The sequence below is a fragment of the Terribacillus saccharophilus genome (assembly GCF_002272075.1).
GTDB classification, from domain to species: Bacteria; Bacillota; Bacilli; order Bacillales; family Amphibacillaceae; genus Terribacillus; species Terribacillus saccharophilus_A.
This window is the reverse complement of the sequence record NZ_NPBJ01000001.1, coordinates 22,844-40,409: the sequence shown is the minus strand read 5'-3', so window position 1 is coordinate 40,409 and position 17,566 is coordinate 22,844. Positions and strand designations below refer to the sequence as shown.

22 protein-coding genes and 2 riboswitches are annotated in these 17,566 nt (G+C 39.2%); of the genes, 6 read left to right on the top strand and 16 right to left on the bottom strand.

Annotated features, from left to right (window positions below):
* Positions 1-10: 10 nt before the first annotated feature.
* Both CHH48_RS00230 and CHH48_RS00225 read right to left on the bottom strand, forming a co-directional pair.
* Positions 11-523 (bottom strand): DUF402 domain-containing protein, encoded by a 513-nt coding sequence (locus CHH48_RS00230; RefSeq protein ID WP_245840418.1) that lies wholly within the window; start codon positions 521-523, stop codon positions 11-13.
* A gap of 102 nt (positions 524-625) precedes the next feature.
* Complete coding sequence (locus tag CHH48_RS00225) at positions 626-1,174, bottom strand: class I SAM-dependent methyltransferase (protein WP_095217361.1); 549 nt, start codon at positions 1,172-1,174, stop codon at positions 626-628.
* Between the two features lie 116 nt (positions 1,175-1,290).
* On the opposite strand from CHH48_RS00225, the gene CHH48_RS00220 reads away from it, so the two are divergent.
* Positions 1,291-1,764: a GNAT family N-acetyltransferase gene (locus tag CHH48_RS00220; protein ID WP_095217360.1), complete on the top strand. Its 474-nt coding sequence runs from the start codon at positions 1,291-1,293 to the stop codon at positions 1,762-1,764.
* 35 nt (positions 1,765-1,799) lie between these two features.
* Here CHH48_RS00220 and CHH48_RS00215 read toward each other — a convergent pair whose 3' ends face one another.
* A complete protein-coding gene (locus tag CHH48_RS00215; RefSeq protein WP_176466488.1) occupies positions 1,800-2,222 on the bottom strand; it encodes a DUF3139 domain-containing protein in 423 nt (140 codons plus the stop codon).
* Positions 2,223-2,538: 316 nt separating this feature from the next.
* On the opposite strand from CHH48_RS00215, the gene CHH48_RS00210 reads away from it, so the two are divergent.
* Positions 2,539-2,925, top strand: a complete 387-nt coding sequence (locus tag CHH48_RS00210; RefSeq protein WP_095217358.1) for a hypothetical protein — start codon at positions 2,539-2,541, stop codon at positions 2,923-2,925.
* 7 nt (positions 2,926-2,932) lie between these two features.
* Here the strand turns inward: CHH48_RS00210 and CHH48_RS00205 are convergent, their stop codons facing one another.
* Positions 2,933-3,499, bottom strand: coding sequence for an HAD-IA family hydrolase (locus tag CHH48_RS00205; RefSeq protein ID WP_095217357.1), 567 nt, complete (start codon positions 3,497-3,499; stop codon positions 2,933-2,935).
* Between the two features lie 82 nt (positions 3,500-3,581).
* On the opposite strand from CHH48_RS00205, the gene CHH48_RS00200 reads away from it, so the two are divergent.
* Positions 3,582-4,433, top strand: a complete 852-nt coding sequence (locus tag CHH48_RS00200) for a nucleotidyltransferase (protein WP_095217356.1) — start codon at positions 3,582-3,584, stop codon at positions 4,431-4,433.
* A 99-nt stretch (positions 4,434-4,532) separates the two neighbouring features.
* Here CHH48_RS00200 and CHH48_RS00195 read toward each other — a convergent pair whose 3' ends face one another.
* From CHH48_RS00195 to CHH48_RS00165, 7 genes are all read right to left on the bottom strand, one after another.
* The gene (locus CHH48_RS00195; RefSeq protein WP_095217355.1) at positions 4,533-5,555 is read right to left on the bottom strand and encodes an NADH:flavin oxidoreductase/NADH oxidase; all 1,023 of its coding nucleotides are present in this window, start codon (positions 5,553-5,555) and stop codon (positions 4,533-4,535) included.
* A 124-nt stretch (positions 5,556-5,679) separates the two neighbouring features.
* On the bottom strand, positions 5,680-6,102 hold the full coding sequence (locus CHH48_RS00190) for a MarR family winged helix-turn-helix transcriptional regulator (protein WP_095217354.1): 423 nt from the start codon (positions 6,100-6,102) through the stop codon (positions 5,680-5,682).
* A gap of 114 nt (positions 6,103-6,216) precedes the next feature.
* Positions 6,217-7,119, bottom strand: a complete 903-nt coding sequence (locus CHH48_RS00185; protein WP_095217353.1) for a macrolide 2'-phosphotransferase — start codon at positions 7,117-7,119, stop codon at positions 6,217-6,219.
* Between the two features lie 100 nt (positions 7,120-7,219).
* Positions 7,220-8,032: a MetQ/NlpA family ABC transporter substrate-binding protein gene (locus CHH48_RS00180; RefSeq protein ID WP_095217352.1), complete on the bottom strand. Its 813-nt coding sequence runs from the start codon at positions 8,030-8,032 to the stop codon at positions 7,220-7,222.
* A gap of 19 nt (positions 8,033-8,051) precedes the next feature.
* A complete protein-coding gene (locus CHH48_RS00175; protein ID WP_371809643.1) occupies positions 8,052-8,714 on the bottom strand; it encodes a methionine ABC transporter permease in 663 nt (220 codons plus the stop codon).
* Complete coding sequence (locus tag CHH48_RS00170; protein ID WP_095217350.1) at positions 8,683-9,714, bottom strand: methionine ABC transporter ATP-binding protein; 1,032 nt, start codon at positions 9,712-9,714, stop codon at positions 8,683-8,685. Before CHH48_RS00170 ends, CHH48_RS00175 begins: the two co-directional genes overlap by 32 nt.
* Positions 9,715-9,717: 3 nt before the next feature.
* Entirely contained in the window at positions 9,718-11,115 is a 1,398-nt protein-coding gene (locus tag CHH48_RS00165) for an LLM class flavin-dependent oxidoreductase (RefSeq protein WP_095217349.1), read from the bottom strand.
* A 93-nt stretch (positions 11,116-11,208) separates the two neighbouring features.
* Positions 11,209-11,311: riboswitch (SAM riboswitch) on the bottom strand.
* Between the two features lie 127 nt (positions 11,312-11,438).
* A riboswitch (SAM riboswitch) is annotated at positions 11,439-11,544 on the top strand.
* 52 nt (positions 11,545-11,596) lie between these two features.
* Here CHH48_RS00165 and CHH48_RS00160 point away from each other — a divergent pair.
* Complete coding sequence (locus CHH48_RS00160) at positions 11,597-12,760, top strand: acyl-CoA dehydrogenase family protein (RefSeq protein WP_255212152.1); 1,164 nt, start codon at positions 11,597-11,599, stop codon at positions 12,758-12,760.
* 41 nt (positions 12,761-12,801) lie between these two features.
* On the opposite strand, the gene CHH48_RS00155 is transcribed toward CHH48_RS00160, so the two are convergent.
* Positions 12,802-13,779, bottom strand: coding sequence for an aldo/keto reductase (locus tag CHH48_RS00155; protein WP_095217347.1), 978 nt, complete (start codon positions 13,777-13,779; stop codon positions 12,802-12,804).
* Between the two features lie 40 nt (positions 13,780-13,819).
* On the bottom strand, positions 13,820-14,662 hold the full coding sequence (locus CHH48_RS00150; protein WP_095217346.1) for a sulfurtransferase: 843 nt from the start codon (positions 14,660-14,662) through the stop codon (positions 13,820-13,822).
* Between the two features lie 269 nt (positions 14,663-14,931).
* Here CHH48_RS00150 and CHH48_RS00145 point away from each other — a divergent pair, with 269 nt between their 5' ends.
* Positions 14,932-15,276, top strand: a complete 345-nt coding sequence (locus CHH48_RS00145; RefSeq protein ID WP_095217345.1) for a winged helix-turn-helix transcriptional regulator — start codon at positions 14,932-14,934, stop codon at positions 15,274-15,276.
* Positions 15,277-15,553: 277 nt separating this feature from the next.
* Here the strand turns inward: CHH48_RS00145 and CHH48_RS00140 are convergent, their stop codons facing one another.
* Entirely contained in the window at positions 15,554-15,934 is a 381-nt protein-coding gene (locus CHH48_RS00140) for a VOC family protein (protein WP_095217344.1), read from the bottom strand.
* Between the two features lie 294 nt (positions 15,935-16,228).
* Here CHH48_RS00140 and CHH48_RS00135 point away from each other — a divergent pair, with 294 nt between their 5' ends.
* Positions 16,229-16,459, top strand: a complete 231-nt coding sequence (locus tag CHH48_RS00135; RefSeq protein ID WP_095267081.1) for a hypothetical protein — start codon at positions 16,229-16,231, stop codon at positions 16,457-16,459.
* Between the two features lie 71 nt (positions 16,460-16,530).
* Here CHH48_RS00135 and CHH48_RS00130 read toward each other — a convergent pair whose 3' ends face one another.
* Positions 16,531-17,052 (bottom strand): GNAT family N-acetyltransferase, encoded by a 522-nt coding sequence (locus tag CHH48_RS00130; RefSeq protein WP_095217342.1) that lies wholly within the window; start codon positions 17,050-17,052, stop codon positions 16,531-16,533.
* A gap of 25 nt (positions 17,053-17,077) precedes the next feature.
* Complete coding sequence (locus tag CHH48_RS00125) at positions 17,078-17,530, bottom strand: MarR family winged helix-turn-helix transcriptional regulator (RefSeq protein ID WP_095217341.1); 453 nt, start codon at positions 17,528-17,530, stop codon at positions 17,078-17,080.
* Positions 17,531-17,566: the final 36 nt, after the last annotated feature.

Genomic DNA, 17,566 nt, shown 5'->3' with positions numbered 1-17,566 from the left:
CCTCCGGTATTTACAATGGATAACATGCTTTTACTATTCCCAGTCCACTTCCATCAAACGGAAACGAATTTTCATTTATTTTCTTTTGTAATACATCTAATGACTTTAAAGCATATTCTTTTAATTCAGCAGGATAACCATACTTTACACTGTTGATCTCAAATTCATCTTCGTCGATAACCATCCAGTCTTCATTTCTTCCTTTCACTAAATCCAAATCTAAATCCACAAAACTAAGTTGATTACCCTTAAGAACAGAAGGCATCGCAATATTGCAGTAATACGAGCGTATTTTTCCTTCTTCAATCTCCATGGCTACTGTAAAACCTTGTTTCAAAAAGAAGTACTCAATCGACGTGACATCTATTGTAAAGATTGTATTTTTCGTATGGTGTTTCATCTCTCTGCCACTTTCACAAAGCACCATCACATACTCTGGCGTTCTTTTCAATAAGCGACCTTTCCATTCATAGTGCGGAATATCGGGATATTTCAATGATTTCATATGTATCACTTTATTCATAGGTACTCTCTCCCAGTCTATTGTATGTATTACTGGTGGTGATATTGTCTTCTTTAAGATTTTCATTACCCTACTCTATCTGGACCTTAAATTTACCTTCTATCACAACTTAATAGCATCTATTATAAGTGAAGGAGCAACTATTTTTTCGCCTTGGTTTCTAGGGTCATACTTCTTGGATCGAAAGATGAATCCATCCGCTCCCTCCCAGGCATTTAGATGAAAGTTTCCCTCTTCATCAAAATACTCAAGCAGCTTAACCTTAAATCCGGCAGCTTCGAACATCTTTGTTAACGACTTATAGTTATATACTATTTTATGACTGGCAGCCGAATGTTCTTCTGGTCCAGGCCCTCCAACCTTTACAATATTTTGGTAAGCTTCATCCGGAAAATAACCATCGGGAACAGCACATCGAATATAGCCAGAAGACTGTAGATAACATAAGCAAATCTTCGCTGCTTCTAAGCCTTCCTCATAAGTGAGATGTTCCCATACATGCTCAGCTAAGATTGCCTTTATGGAACCTTTACCAAACCTGCTTTGCCATGTTTTTTCGTCTAATAAATTCAATTCTTCCTCTTGTGTATGTATCCAATTAGGATTATTCACGTATGGACCAGCCCCAATAACTACTCTTATTTCGTTCATAGCAACTTCCCCTTCAATAAAGGATAATTTAGTAATTATATTTTTTGGAATATTATATAAAATTAGTCTATCATAGTTTTAAGTATATGAAATAATTAGAAAGAGGTCTTACTCTTATGGAATTCTCTATTCGAAAACGAACAACTGAGGATATTAATGAGATCATTACATGGACTTACGAAGGAATTTATTCTTTTTACGACAACAATATACAGCGAGAAAAGATAGACTCTCTTAAACAAAGTATCCACTCAGATCAAGCATTTTCTGTTATTGACGAAAAAGGGAATTTAGCTGGCAATTGTGAGTTTTATAATGTGCAAGAAGATGATAATGAAATTTTAGTAGTCGGACTACAAATGAAACCTTCGCTGACGGGTCAAGGTCATGGCTCAAAATTCTCCAAGGCAATCATTGAACAAGGCAGAGAACTGTTTAAGTATGACCATCTTGAATTAGCAGTTGCAGACTTTAATAAACGAGCTATAAGAACATACGAAAAAGAAGGTTTTGTAAAGAGAGGAGAATTTGAAAATACAATTAGAGGAAATTCTTATAATTTTATTATTATGGCTAAAGATTGGAACTGATAAAGAAGGAAACCATCTGAGGTTCCTTCTTTATCTCATCGATTTTCCAAGTGATTAATGCAAGTGCTCTCACTATGTTCAGTCGGACCAGATGAGATGAGGAAAGAGTCTTGTATATCAGTTGCTTCTATCTCTTTCTCGCAATATTGAACAACGTTCTTGCCGTGACGCTTCACACCATATGTATAAGTAACAGTCGGTTCGTCCTTGAAACGAACCATATAACCATCTGTATAAATGTCATTGTTTATGCGGTAGTTAGGTAAAACCCAATGATCTTCAAGCAGATCACCTTTCGTATAGCCCTGTGCCTCAAGATGTGCGGGAACTTGTTTTTCCGTCCAATAGCGTGTGTAGGGATTCCCGTTGTTTAGCAAATAGATGACTACAAATGGGAAGCTGACAAACAGTAACAAAACAGCGCCTGTCCCTAAGAACCACCACCGATATTTCTTCAATACATAGCACTCCTTCAATATGACCTACAGCTCCTGCGATGGTTTCTCTCTCAACTTTAAATTTCTTTTTCCCGCGTGGCATTATAGGTACTTAAATCAACTATTGGCTTAGACACTTTTTCTCTCTCTTAAGCGATTATAGCTATATCTAGATTCTCTGATAATTGTTCCAGGAAGCTATTCACCAAATGGTAATTTCTGATAAAATCAGTTTATCACAGACTACGTTCTGGCAGCTTATTAAATTAGCATTTTTACTATCTGTTAATAAACTACAGGAACATTTACAACAAACTTAGATTGGGGGGAAGAAACATTGGATGACTTTCATTCTTTCATTAATCAGTATTTATCAAAGTGGAAAGCTGCTGATTTAGACTTTATGGAAATAGTAATTGATGAAACATTTGAAGGGATTCAAGTAAGAGATGGAGTCATATCTACTCATGGTAAGAAAGCGTCGGTTGCAGGATGGCAGCAAGCCTTTGAATATTTTAAGGATAAAGAAATGGAATGGATCTTAACTCCAATTACTGTCCTGCCGCTCAATTCAAAAGAAGTCATGGCTATTGTCAGGGCAACCATGACTCTTGAAGGAAAATTAATCAATACATCTAACCTATTCTTCCAAACGTTTAGGAGAAAAAATGGAGAATGGAAGTTAATACGTACTTACGAAGAAACCGGTGTTTCAAACACATGATTTCCCTTTACTTAGCGGCTAAAATACTTAAAAAATCAGCGTAATTCTGTAAATGATAATCCGCTATGCTGCTTTTTCCCTGATACATGCAAGTTGAGATGCCTAGTTCTTTAGCAGGCAGCAGGTCTAAATCTCTATCACCAATGACTAAGTCTATACCATGTCTTGTATGCAAATGCTTATACGCTGAAGGGTCAGGCTTACGAGGGAAACCATCATCGATTGTTACTATGTCAGCAAAGTACTTCTCCCATCCGTAATGCTGTAGTATGGCTAAAACACCCTCCCTATGCTTATGGGTCATGATCACATTCTTAGTCGCATACTCCAATATCTCTTCAACATGATCAAATGGTTTTAAATCCTTTGGCAATAACTTTTTTATGCGACCTTTTATTTCTGCTTCATTGTCTATAGAAACATCATAGTACTCTATTGCATGAGAATACGAAACTTTTAACTTCCTATAAATATCTTCCTTATCAATTCCTTCTCCTAAAACAGAAGAAAGGACATTGGTATAAGCAGGATATGTATCAAATAAGGTCCCATCAAAGTCCCAAAGTATGTTCAAGTAAATCACCCTCTTGATAAATTTTGTTCCTTATTTTCCTACTATCTATAAATAAATTTATCATAATAAAAGGAGCAATACATTGACACATATAAAAAATATCGGGCATTTTTGTCTGAATGATTCTGATGGTTACATAATAAATGATGCAAGCATAGAAAAAATCGATTCTACCTTCTACACATTAATTGAAAAGGTAGTCAAAACTTATAGACGTCAGTTGGGAGCTGACTTACATAGTGTATATATCAGAGGTTCAATTCCACGTGGTTTAGGTATTTTAGGTGTTTCTGATCTAGATACGATATGCGTCACTACTAAAAAAATAAGTGATATAGAATTAGAATGGGTTAAAAGTGCAGAAGAAGAATTAAACAAAGATTTCAAATGTGTTAACGGCGTTGAAATGAGCTTTTTTTATCTGGATGATATTTGTAATACTAGTACATTTTCCATCATACCTTTTATGATCAAAACTCATAGTATATGCGCCTTCGGTGAAAATCTAAGTGATCAATTACCTTATTATAAAGCTGATAGAATTCTGGCAAATGAGCATATTATCAATTTAAAAGACCAGATTGTGCAAGCAAAAGAGGATCTTAGAGGTAATGAGGTTAAAGAAGATATTTTAGATTGTTGTGTCTGGATTATGAAAATTATCATTAGGGCTGGGCTAGCATTAGCAATGGAAGAAGAAAAACAATATACCCGAGACCTATATCCAGCATATGAAGCATTCTCAAGATATTATCCTGAGGAAAAAGAGAAGATGCTGCAAGCTCTTCAGTATGCAATAAACCCAACTCATAATACGGATGAATTAATCCTTTACTTAAATGATATGGGAGTATGGATGATAGAAGCGTCAGAAAAGTGGTTATTACGTCACAATCCACGTAAGGTACGTAATATGCTAATTAATGAATTATAGTCATTTATTATTTTTATAGCTGCTCCTCTTACTCGTGTTCACAATCTATCATCAGATATATAAAATGCCCCTATTTTTATAGGGGCACATTGAAAAAATTTAAAATCCAGCTTCATACTGTTTCGGTACGATATTTTCTTTTCTCAACTGTTTTGCAGCTTCCAAAGTCCAATATGGATTTCTGAGCATTCCTCTTCCAACTTGTACAAGATCTGCTTCTTCATTTCCGATAACGGCATTGGCCAATATTGGATCATCTAGTCTGCCGACGGCCATTACCGGAACTTGAAGTGTTTCTTTGATTTGACGTGCTAATGGAACTTGGTAAGCTGCATGTGTACCAGGTCTTCCCCAGGCAGCAATCTGTCCTTCACCGCCGGAGGAAATGTCAAACACGTCTGCACCCGCATCTTTGTAAGCTTTAGAGAATTCGATACTTTCCTCGATGTCATAGCCGCCTTCAACATATTCTTTTGCTGAGATTCGCATAATCAATGGCATATCGACTGGCATTTCTGCTTTTGCTGCTTCGATAACCTCACGGCCGAATTTAGTAAGGTCCTGTCCATATTCATCATCACGCTTATTCGTTAACGGAGAATGGAATTGGTGAATAAGATAACCGTGAGCACCATGAATTTCGATTGCATCGAACCCAGCCTGTACCGCACGTCTTACAGCTAAGCGGAATTTCTCGACCATTCCTTTCACTTCTTCTGTTGTAAGGGCTCTTGGTGTTTTGGAATTCTCGTCAAATGGTATCGCGGATGGTGCCACAGGTTCAGCTGCATCTTCTGCTTTACGTCCAGCGTGAGCGATCTGGATGCCGATTTTTGCTCCATGGCTATGTACAGCCTCTACAATTTTTGCAAGAGCCGGAACCTGTTCATCAGACCATAAACCTAAATCATAATCCGTGATTCTACCATCCGGCTCCACATCTGTCATTTCAACAATAATAAATCCTGTACCGCCAACTGCTCTGCTTACATAATGAAGATAATGCCAGTCATTAGCAATTCCATCTTTCTTTTCTACCGAATACTGGCACATCGGCGGCATGACAACTCTGTTTTTCAGCTCTAGATTTTTTATTTTATAAGTACTAAACAAATTTTGCATGTTGAAAACTCCTTAGCGAACAAATTATATGCATAACACATGCATTTAATTTATCGTTTTAAATTAACTCTGTCAAATGAAAGGCATATAAAAAAGCACCCTATCAGGTGCTTTTTTATATATCTTATAATTTCTCCAGTAATTGCTTAAGTATGTGTTCAGAGTCAACTTGAGCAAAATTAGTGCTTATTACTTCCTGAAACGTTTGGAGACCACCCTGCAGTTTATTCTCTCCTAGTTCTGTCATCTGTGTATACGTTCCTCTACGATCATCTGTACACACGTGCTTCTGCAATGCACCGCAGCTGCTAGCTTCCATATTCGCAACCAATCTGGAAAGCGCGCTTTGACTTAGCCCGATCAATTCTTGGAGCTGCTGCAAACGAAGTTTCTTTTCAGGAGCCTTGGATAAATAGTACAATACATAAAATTCTTTAATCGATAAATTGTATTCTTTTTGCAGAACTGTTTCCAGTTCCTTCTTTATTTTCAATTGTAAATTATCAAGAGACAACCATTCATCCATGAAATCATGGTTTGTATTCATAAGATATTCCACCTATTCTAATCTCGAATGCTATACATGTTACTATACTGGAATTGAAAGGGCAGCTCAAATTTATTTATCGATGTTAGATAGGTAGTTGTAACAGCTTTAGAATTAATTATTAATTTCTAATACTTCTTTTGCCATTTGCTTGTACTCTTCCAAGTCTGAGATGATTGCAAACTCAGCAATTGCCACTGGATAAGCTGCATTAAGCTCAATGATGTGTTCTTTCATTTTTGGCCAGTAGATACCTCCTGCTTGCTTGTAATAGCCGATTAATTTCTCTAATTCTGGTTCCCCGAACGTTCGATATTGGAAAACAAAGTCATTTGCTACATCCGTTACTTTTGCTTCAGTCCAGTCAATCAAACCGGTTACTTTGGCATCTTTATCAATCATCGTGTGACCTGCATGTAAATCTCCATGAATGAGACCTGTTTTTTCTGGCCATAAATCCTTATTATTGATCCAGTTTTGCCAGCGTGCCCATAAAGATTCTCCTACACCAAATGTCCCTTTAACCTTTTCCATACGCTCTCTCATTGTTTTTCTAGCTTCCTCTGCTGTATGCACTAATAAACCGGCTTTAGATGCTTCATCTATCGGAATGGTGTGTAAGGTTGCTAAAGTGTTGGCTAATGTCTGATGAAATGTTTCAGGGACATTTTCGTGATTCATCTCCCATACATAGCTTTGAATCTCTGGATCTATCGTACCTGCTGGAACACCAGTCAATTTCCTGTACGCAATCAAATCATCTTCATAGACCAACCAAAGAGGAAACTGAAAATCGACGTGTTTGTTGATTACATCCAGTGTTTTCTTTTCCACAATCGTCCTCTTCATGACGTCGTCACGTCTTGGAAACCTAAGTACCCATTCATTCCCTTTGTTATCTTCAGCATAAGCAACCTTAAAATCCAAACCGGACTCATTGAATATTATCGAGTTTTCTATTACATCCAAACCATAACCCTTTGCAATTTCAACAGCTTGCTGTTTCTTCAAGACAATTATTCCTCCTCTTTTTAACCAATCTACAGATTTAAAATTGAAGATTACCTATATTAAACATACACAAAAAAGAGAGGGAAATCCCCCCTCTTTAAAATTATTACTTCATCCAATCCGGCTTATGAAATTCAGTAAACTCTTCTTCAATCACTTTGGCAAACTCCTCCGACTCCACTGCTTCCTTAATATCCTGAACAAATTGTTCATCCTTGTTTTCGGTTGAGACAACCACTCGGTTCTGGATATCCTCGGGCAACTCATCGAGTGCAAGTGCTGTTGATAAATCGATGCCAGCTGATATAGCGAAGTTACCGTTAATTGCAGCCAAATCAACAGACTCTAATGTACGCGGGAGCTGGGCTGCTTCAACTGGTTCGAATTTTAGATTTTTCGGATTGCTTGTGACGTCTTTTTCGGTGACTCGTAATGGATCGGCATTTTCATCGATTTCTATTAGCCCGTTATCTCTTAGCACAGTCAGGCCGCGTCCTAGATTAGTCGGATCATTAGCTAATGCAACTGTGCTTCCTTCTTTTATTTCATCAAGTGACTTGAATTCATTTGAATAGATTCCTATAGGAGCTGTTGGAACTGTGATAACACTAGTCAGCTCCATATTATTTTCCTCAGCGAAGGCGTCCATATATACTTTATGCTGAAATAGATTGGCATCCAGTGAACCAGTTGCCAACGATTTATTCGGCTGTACATAATCGTTGAACTCCTTTACTTCGACTGAATAACCTTTATCCTCTAAATACGGTTTTACGCCTTTTTCAAGCATGTCGCTATAAGGAATTGTTGCGCCTAAAACGATCTTTTTATCGGATGAGGCCCTGCTTTCTCCAGAACCACAGCCTGCTAAGACTGCTGTGAACACTGCGGCAAATAACAAAAAGATAGCTTTTTTCATTTTTGTTCCCCCTTAGAATTCATCTTTTTGATACGACTCTTGCTATAAGATCGCCAAGGTATTGAACAACCTGAACGAGTACAATCAGCACAATAACTGTGGTGAACATGATCGTATTATCGTATCTGTAGTACCCATACCGTATTGCCAAATCGCCGATTCCGCCACCGCCTATTGTGCCGGCCATGGCAGAATACCCAATCAGACTGATGGCAGTAATGGTTAGTCCTGTTATCAAGCCAGGCTTTACTTCCGGAAGAATAATACTTTTGATAATCATCCACGGAGAAGCACCTACCGCAATAGCCGCTTCTATCACACCTTTATCAATGTCTCTTGCTGAGGACTCTACGATTCTTGCATAAAACGGGATAGCCGCAACAGATAGAGATACAGAAGCCGCTAAAGGTCCAATGGTCGTATTAAGGAGAAATTGTGTAAACGGCAGTAAGAAGACAAGCAGAATGACGAAAGGAACGGATCGAATGAGATTGATAACCAGCCCAGCCACTCTTTTCACTACTACGTTTTCTAGAAATAATCCGCGATCTGTTACAAATAATAGTATTCCAAAGGGTAATCCGATCAAGATGGCCACAGCCAAGGCAATGGAGACCATTAAGAGTGTTTCGAGAAATGCTTGATTCAATTCAGGCAAGATGGCGATTACGCGATCCATCATCAAACACCTCCACCTTACTTACTTTGTCTCTAAGATAAGCAATTGCTTTATTCACTTCCGTTTCATTTCCGCTTAATTCCAAGATAAAAATCCCCAACGGCATGCTTTGGATGTACTCTACTTTTCCGTGCAAAATATTGCCGCGTACCTGAAAAGCCTGAAGCATATCCGATACAACTGCTTCTGCAGCAATGCTGCCTTTGAATTGCAGCCTGATCAGCTTTCCGTTTATCTCTCCCAATAGCTCTTCTGGAAGATCAAAATTAAGTACAGTCTGGATAAAGGATACTGTTAACGGGTTAGAAGGATCGGAGAAGATATCATAGGTTGAACCTTGCTCGACCACCTTCCCGTCCTGCATTACAGCACAACGGCTGCAAATTTCTTTTACAACCTCCATCTCGTGCGTGATGACAACGATGGTCAGACCTAGTTCTTTATTTATTTTCTTTAGTAAAGAGAGGATCGATTTTGTCGTACCAGGATCCAGTGCAGAGGTAGCTTCGTCACATAAAAGGATCTTCGGCTGGTTCGCAAGCGCCCGAGCAATACTGACTCGCTGCTTTTGACCACCGCTAAGCTGTGCTGGATACTGATCCTTTCGATCCTCCAATCCAACGAGAGCAAGCAGCTCCTCTACTCGCTGCTTGATCTGTTTTTTGTCTGCTCCGGCAGCTCTTAATGCAAATGCGACATTTTCAAATACCGTTTTAGAGGAGACTAGATGAAAACCTTGAAAGATCATGCCAATTGACTGTCTTGCTTTTCGCAATTCCTTTGGAGACAGCTCATGCAAATTAACTCCATCAACAAAGACTTTCCCGGACGTCGGCTTTTCCAATAAATTAATACATCGCAGCAACGTACTCTTACCTGCTCCGCTGTACCCAACAATTCCAAATACTTCCCCAGCTTTAACGGATAATGTCACATCGTCAACGCCAACGATTTCTTTTCCTTTGCTGCTGTACTTCTTTGTGATGTTTTCCAGTTTTATCACCTTTCATCTCCCTCTCCTGTTGGTATTTTCGGGCAATCGATAGTCACTTGCAGGATGCCCAGATGGCAGTCTGCCTGATTCATAGTCAAACAATTTCTCTCTCAATGTTCCTGATTTATAGAATTGTTTATAAAGTCCGCGTTCTTGAAGAATCGGGATAACCAGATCAATAAAAGATTCTAGATCGCCAGGAGTAACAAGGTGGTTCAAATTAAACCCGTCCACTCCAGATTCCTCGAATTGAAGCTGGATAGCATCAGCTACCTCTTCTGGATTCCCCACTATCAAACTTTTGTCAGGGGTATCAAATCGCTTCAATGCTTCGCCTACTGTCAGCTGCTTGGCTGCATCCTTTGTCAACGAGGCTGCTTTATAGTGACCTCCTTCGGTTGTTTTACCGTATGTAAACGGCTCGTCAGGATCTAGTTCCTCATATTCGGAAATGTCGTAGCCGCTTGCACCAAATTGCGCCTTAGCTGCATCTGAGCTCCAATGACTCATGTATTCCTGATACTTTTGGTGTGCCTCTTCCGTTGTTTTCGCTACAATAACGCTTAGGAAAGAGAAAATCTTAATATGATCTGGATTTCTACCATGCTTGGCAGCTCTTTCCCTTATATCCTCTGCATAATAACGGATACGTTCAGGCGTAGGTCCTCCAACAAATACACATTCCGCATGTTTAGAAGCAAATTCCCGTCCCTTTTCAGACGTACCTGCTTGATAAATAACAGGAGTTCTCTGCGGAGAAGGCTCACTCAAATGCGGTCCCTCAACCTGGAAATAATGACCTTCATGATTGATTTCATGCACTTTTTCAGGCTTTACTAGAACTTGGTTTTGCGGATCTTCAACAACCGCATCCTCCTCCCAGCTGCTTTCCCAAAGCTTATAAGAAACCTCTAAAAATTCATCGGCAATCTTATACCGCTCATCGTGCTTGATCATATCGGTCAAGCCAAAATTACGGGCAGCATTCGGAAGGTATGAAGTCACGACATTCCAAGCCACTCTCCCCTTCGTCAAATGATCCAGCGTGGAAAAACGTCGTGCATTCCCAAATGGCGGTTCATATGTAGTACTCACCGTGACCGCGAACCCTAAATTTTCTGTAACACTGGCCATTGCTGAAACTAATAAAGCTGGATCATTCAAGGGAACCTGCAGGCCGTCACGGATGGAAGGCGCTTTACTATTGCGGTAAACATCATACACACCCAGCACATCGGCGAAGAAAATCGCATCGAACCTGCCGCGTTCCAATAGCTTCGCAAGATCAATCCAATAATCCAAATCCTTATATTGCCGATGCCGCTTACTCTCTGGGTGCTTCCACAACCCATGCGAATTGTGCATCGCACTATTCATATCGAATGCATTCAGAATGATTTGTTTTACCACTTTTACCCCTCCGTTTTATACAAAATAAAAGACCCCTTCTCAGATTAAGAAGAGGTCTTACTTAGTCGACGCAGGCGTACAACGTCCACTCTCTTCTCATCTTTCAAGCTAGTAGCTTGCTGGAATTGGCACAGTACTGCAGCAGTCTGTTGCCGAGGCTTCAAAGGGCCAGTCCCTCCACCTCTCTGGATAAGAAATGCTTATTGAATTAAAGCTCAATATACAGGACAGTCCATTGCCTGTCAATCAAGTTTTCTAAATTAAATATATAATTGACAATATTCCGTATATGGCATATATTTATGCCGACAACTGAATTAACACACTTATCTAGAGTCAGGATAGGAACTGGTCCAACGACCCTGCAGCAACCGCTTGTTTCAAGTAAGGTGCTAATTCCAGCAGACAGAGACGTCTGAGAGATGAGAGAGATACATACATAAACCTAACCTCTTTCTCACGAAAGAGTTTTTTTAATTTATTGGATAAGGAGAATGTTCATGCGAGAAACCGAAGAAAAGTGTTTGATCAAGTGATACAGCAAGCAAAGACCCTTTCTGAAGAATTCAAACAACGTGCAGCTCATATCGATGCCAGCGGTGAATTTCCTTATGATAACTTTCAAGCGTTAAAAGATAACGATTTTTTGTCGCTGACTGTGCCGACGGAATATGGAGGCAAAGGATTAAATCTTGTAGAGTACTTACAAGTTCAAGAGATACTTGCCCAAGGTGATGCTCCTACTGCTCTATCATTTGGCTGGCAGCTTGGTGTTGTACTGGAAAATGCCGAAAGCAGAAAATGGGATGAACAAAGTTTTCAGGATCTTAGCAACAAAATCATACATGATAAAATTCTTCTTAACTTGGTTCAAACAGAAAACGCCACTGGAAGTCCTTCAAGAGGAGCTGCTCCAAGGACAACTGCAAAACTGGAAGGTTCGAAATGGAGAATTAACGGCCGTAAATCCTTTGCTTCCATGGCTGCTGCTTTAGACTACAGCATTGCCACAGCGACTATACTTCCTTCTGGAAACAAAGGCTTCTTTATAATTGATCACTCCTTGGAAGGAGTATCTGTAGTAGAAACATGGGATAGCATCGCAATGAGAGGAACAAGAAGTGATGATTTAATTTTAGAAGACGTACTAGTTGATCAGGATGCGTTGCTTGTAGAAGAAAACAAAGGCACCTCCACAGCAAGAGGCTGGTACTTACAGATCGCTGCTGTTTATCTTGGTATAGCTGTTGCTGCAAGAGATTATACTATTCAATTTGCGGCAAAATTTCAGCCTGTTTCCTTGCCAGGCCCAACTAAGGATGTCCCAGAGGTTAGAAGAAAAATTGGTGAAATAGAGCTCGCTCTCTTTAACGCCAGAGAAGTGCTTTACGCTACAGCTAGAAAGTGGGTTGAGCATCCTGAAAAGAGAACTGAGATGAGTCCGGATTTAGCTGCTGCTAAGCATATTGTCACCAATAAAGCTAATGAAGTTGTGGATCTCTGCATGCGTATAGTCGGAGCCAGAAGTTTGTCTGCCAACAATCCTCTGCAGCGCCACTTTCGTGATGTAAGGGCTGGATTACATAATCCGCCTACTGATGATGCGGTAGTTTATTCGCTTGCAGATGCAGCTCTTCGGCAGTAAAAAAAACTCCTGAATCCATAGTGGATTCAGGAGTTTTCCTTTTACCATGCATATGCATATGGTGCCGAACCACCTGGACCTGGGAAGATCTCATCCAGTCGTTTTAAAACAGATTCATCGAGATTGATTTCAAGTACATCTAATGTACTCTCAAATTGTTCAATCGTACGTGGCCCGATGATTGGCGCTGTTACTGCGGGATTTGCAAGCTGCCATGCTAAGGCAATGTTATCCTGTGTTTCTCCTAATTCTTCACATAGTTGACCGAACTGTTCCAATTGATCACGCTGCGCATTGATTTTATCACCAATCTTATCACTTCTGCTTCCCGGCAATTTTTTGAGTGCATTGCGGCCGAGCAAACCTCCATCCAGAGGGCTCCAAGTGATCATTCCAATGCCAAGATGCTTTGCTGCTGGAAGTACTTCTAACTCAGCATATCGACAGTTCAGGTTGTATTTATGCTGCTCCGATACCAGCCCTAAGAAGTGACGGTTTTTGGCTGCACATTGAGCCATGGCAAGCTGCCATGCAGCAAAGTTACTGGAGCCGACATAACCTATCTTTCCTTGGTTTATTCCTAATTCAAAGGCTCCCCAAAGCTCTTCCCAAGTAACGGCAGGATCAATATGATGCATTTGATACAGCTCAATGTGATCCGTTTGCAAGCGCTTTAAAGAATCTTCAAGATGTCGCCGAATCTTATACGCTGACAACCCCGCCTCATCATTTGGTCCATCGGCAGCATTATGCATGCTTCCGTATACTTTTGTACCTAAGACCACTTTCTCTCTCCGACCTCCGCCTTGCTTGAACCATCTTCCGATAATTGATTCTGTAAGGCCTCGATTTTCTGCACCGTATACATTCGCTGTATCAAAGAAATTAATACCGCTATCAAGTGCTGCATCCATAATTCGAAATGCATCCTTTTCTTCCGTAGTAGTACCAAAATTCATCGTACCTAAACAAAGTCTGCTCACCTTCAAACCAGATTTACCAAGGTATTGATAGTCCATATTAAGATCTCCAATCTATGATATATTAGGGTTTTTCTTGTTATTGATTTTTCCCCTTCGCTACGGGATTTTGCTCATACGAAACCCAGTCGCTATAACTGCCCGCGTATAACTTTACATTATCAAACCCAGCCATTTTCAAAGCAATGTAGTTGGGAGCAGCTGTTACACCTGATCCGCAATACACGATAATTTGATCTTTAGAATCCAGCTCAGCAAATCTTTTCTTCTGTTCCTTGCTATCTTTAAATGACCCTTGTTCGAATCCTTCCGCCCAAAATTTATTGATGGCGCCAGGGATATGGCCCGGTATTCTATCAATTGGTTCCACTTCGCCTATGTAGCGTCGTCCCTCTCTTGAATCTATTAGTACTGGAGACTTTCTCTCTTGTTCGACAACTTCTTTTACTTCCTCATAAGAAGCCATCATCTCATTTCTAATGTTCACTTCAAATTCAGCTGTTTCATAGTCAGGTATATCTTTTGTCGTCACGTAGCCTGCCTCATCCCAACCTTTGAAGCCCTCGTTCAATACAAATACTTTTTCATGGCCTAAAAATTGAAGCAGCCACCAAAATCGAGAAGCATATGACCCTTCTCCACCGTCATAGGCAATTACCGTTTTTGCATTGTCGATTCCGGCTTTCTCAATGTCAGATTTAAACTGAGCTATGTCAGGCAGCGGATGCCTTCCCCCATGCTTTGAAACTGGAGCGGATAACTGTTTCTCTAAATCAAAATAGACTGCTCCAGGAATATGACTTTCTTTATAAAGCATGGCTCCTTTTTCCAGATCCCCTAAGTCAAAACGACAATCCACTATCTTAATCTGGTCATTATTTAAATGTTCCTCTAGCCATTCCTTACTCAAAACAAAATTCACCTTAAATAACCCCTTACAAAATTAGAATAAAACCATGTAACTCTATTTTTAAGAAATCCTCAATCCTCTTATATATACTAGATAGAAATGGTCGTTTCCTTTAAAATCTTGAAGTTAATACTTTTTGATTCAACAAAGACTATTATTTCGCAACGTTCCTTTAGTGAGGTTTTTGTAGTTGCAGCCTCTCTATCCGTAAAGTTACAATAAGACTGCAAGGATATTAATTAAACTAACAGCCCATTTGAAACTAATGGAGGTATATCGGTTTGATAGCAAAAAAAGATCTCCCAGTCTGCCCGGTTGCTACGACAGTCGGCTTAATAGGTAGCAAGTGGAAATTACTTATTTTACAGCAGCTTTTAAAGGAAAGAAAAAGATTCAATGAACTCCGTAGAAGCATAGACGGTATCAGCCAAAAGGTTTTGACCCAGAACCTTCGAGCAATGGAGGCAGATGGAATATTAGTTCGGTATGCATATGCAGAAGTGCCGCCTAGAGTGGAATATGAACTTAGTGAATTAGGAAATTCATTACGCCCGATCATTTCCGAAATGGATTCATGGGGAGTAGAATATTTAAATACGCTTAAAGATATGCAAGAGGCAGAATGACTGCCTGCAAAAATAAACACACTCACACCCAGGGACTTTTCCCCCGTATGTGAGTGTGTTTTTCTAAATTTCGAAAAGTAACTGTTACTCCTGAAAGGCTTACCAATAAGGACTAATCCCCATAATCAGGAGACAATAAAACCGCCTTCAAGTTTGAAATCAGATAGTTGTTATCCGAAAAATATCTGTTCATTACTAATTCTTTTGTTTGCTGAAGATACAATCACGCGCTACCATTTTCTCTTTCTACGGTAGATACATCCCTTGCTCATTCCTCCTATATAGTAATTTCTACAGTATTTCCTTCAGGATCTTCTATAACGCTCTCATAGTAGCCATCACCTGTAGTGCGAGGATTACCTTTGATAGTGTAACCGTCCTCCCTAATCATTTTGGTTAACGTATCAACCTCGTCTTTACTTCCAACAGAAAAAGCCACATGCGCCCAACCCAATTGATTAGACAGCACTTCCTTATTGACCCCCACTTTCTTCATTAATTCCAATCTGGATCCACTCGAAAAAGTTAGAAAATAAGAAGCAAATCCTTTCTTTTCATTCACATACAAACTGTTACTCTCTGCTCCAAAATATCTCATATAAAAGTTCTTCATTCGCTCGATATCTTTCACCCAGATTGCAATATGCTCAATTTTCATTGTGAGACGCTCCTTTTGCCAAACTTATTAATTTAATAGTGTATAAAATGTATCTTATTTCATTTTGAATTGCAGTACACAATTTTCTTTATGTGTTTCAACAGAAAGCTTTTTTAGCGAAGCTCCCCTCTTTGCGTCCTATTCCATTACGACCAGTTTTAACATATATCAGATCTCCTTCACTTGTAATAAATACGACTGAAGCATACATTCTGGAATCGATCTCATGTCAATATTTATTTTATTCAAAAAGAAATGCAAGACAACACATAATGTACACAAGGGGATTTTATAATGAGAATAATTAGAAAAAACAAAAGGAGACGTAAGATGTTATTGCTCTTGATCGGCATGCTTGTTGTAGTCATTATAACTGTCACCACTCCTAAAGATCGATTTCATTCTCCAGATGAAATCTCTGCAGCCGTTGCTCAAAAAGCCAAAAGAGATGCAGCACGCTATATAAACTCTAATAGAAACAATAGCAGCAAAACTGACCTTCCTAACTTACGAAACTACAAATAAGGCTGTAATTAAAAGAACAACAAGCTGAGTGCTTGTTGTTCTTTCTTTTATACATCATGTATAGAACCGTATCATTCAAGTGTTTTAGCCAAGATGTAATCCACTTGTTCTTCGTCACCCATATAAAACGAATGAGATCCAGTTTTAACAAAACCATTCTTGCTATAAAAAGCTATTGCGTTTTGATTTTTTTCCCATACTCCAAGCCATATGACCTTCTTATTCAATTCAGCCGCTATTTCTATTGCCTTGTTCATCAGGAATTTACCTAGACCTTGTTTTTGAAATTTGCTTCTTACGTATATCCTTTCAATCTCAAGTGACTCGTCGTCCATTTCCTCAGATTGCGCATCATCTGTGTTTACCTTAAGGTATCCAGCAAGTTCTTCTTTCAAATAGATGAAAAAGAATTGAGAAGAGGTATTCGACAATTCCATGTCCAGCTTTTTCGTGTCATATGCTTTTTCCAAGTAAGCCTTCATATTTTCAGGTGAGTTTTGGTCCTTAAATGTATCGCTGAAGGTTTCGATGCTAACTTCTTGAAGTATCGGTAGATCCTCCATGCTGCATTTTCTAATAATTATAGATGTCATATAAATGAATGGCTCCTTCACATATTCAATAGTTTCGTTTGTTCCCTTTTTTCACATATTCCCAGTCAGTTTCAATATTCTTTCTGACTTTTTGAAGAAGTTTGTAGATGGTTTCCACTTCCCCTTCGGACAGTCCAGCTAGTGCTACCTTATCGGAATGATCATTTTCTCTTCTTATGAATTGATAAACATGTTCCCCTTTTTCAGTCGGGAAAAGTTTCTTGATTTTTTGATTATGTTCATCATCTCTCTTTTCGATAAAACCATTGATCTCAAGTTTTTTAATAGCACGCGCTGCAGTTGTTCGATCCACTTTTATCATTTCGGCCAGTTTTTCTTGAATGATCCCTGGGTTTTCAACAATCCGTACAAGATACAAATACTGCCCCCTGGCAAGATCATATTCTTTAAATTCTATATTACTTATAGAATCTAATGCCCTGGCAATCATTCCTATTTCACGTAGAATCTCCTTCATATATACAACTCCATTTATATTTCGTTATATAAATAG

What these genes read in the sequence shown, in the direction of transcription:
- CHH48_RS00220 (WP_095217360.1), top strand. Translation starts at nt 1,291, where the DNA reads ATGGAATTCTCTATTCGAAAACGAACAACTGAGGATATTAATGAGATC.
- CHH48_RS00190 (WP_095217354.1), bottom strand. Translation starts at nt 6,102, where the DNA reads ATGAATACAAACCATGATTTCATGGATGAATGGTTGTCTCTTGATAAT.
- CHH48_RS00155 (WP_095217347.1), bottom strand. Translation starts at nt 13,779, where the DNA reads ATGGACTATCAATACCTTGGTAAATCTGGTTTGAAGGTGAGCAGACTT.
- CHH48_RS00230 (WP_245840418.1), bottom strand. Translation starts at nt 523, where the DNA reads ATGAATAAAGTGATACATATGAAATCATTGAAATATCCCGATATTCCG.
- CHH48_RS00135 (WP_095267081.1), top strand. Translation starts at nt 16,229, where the DNA reads ATGAGAATAATTAGAAAAAACAAAAGGAGACGTAAGATGTTATTGCTC.
- CHH48_RS00175 (WP_371809643.1), bottom strand. Translation starts at nt 8,714, where the DNA reads ATGATGGATCGCGTAATCGCCATCTTGCCTGAATTGAATCAAGCATTT.
- CHH48_RS00130 (WP_095217342.1), bottom strand. Translation starts at nt 17,052, where the DNA reads ATGACATCTATAATTATTAGAAAATGCAGCATGGAGGATCTACCGATA.
- CHH48_RS00140 (WP_095217344.1), bottom strand. Translation starts at nt 15,934, where the DNA reads ATGAAAATTGAGCATATTGCAATCTGGGTGAAAGATATCGAGCGAATG.
- CHH48_RS00125 (WP_095217341.1), bottom strand. Translation starts at nt 17,530, where the DNA reads ATGAAGGAGATTCTACGTGAAATAGGAATGATTGCCAGGGCATTAGAT.
- CHH48_RS00180 (WP_095217352.1), bottom strand. Translation starts at nt 8,032, where the DNA reads ATGAAAAAAGCTATCTTTTTGTTATTTGCCGCAGTGTTCACAGCAGTC.
- CHH48_RS00225 (WP_095217361.1), bottom strand. Translation starts at nt 1,174, where the DNA reads ATGAACGAAATAAGAGTAGTTATTGGGGCTGGTCCATACGTGAATAAT.
- CHH48_RS00195 (WP_095217355.1), bottom strand. Translation starts at nt 5,555, where the DNA reads ATGCAAAATTTGTTTAGTACTTATAAAATAAAAAATCTAGAGCTGAAA.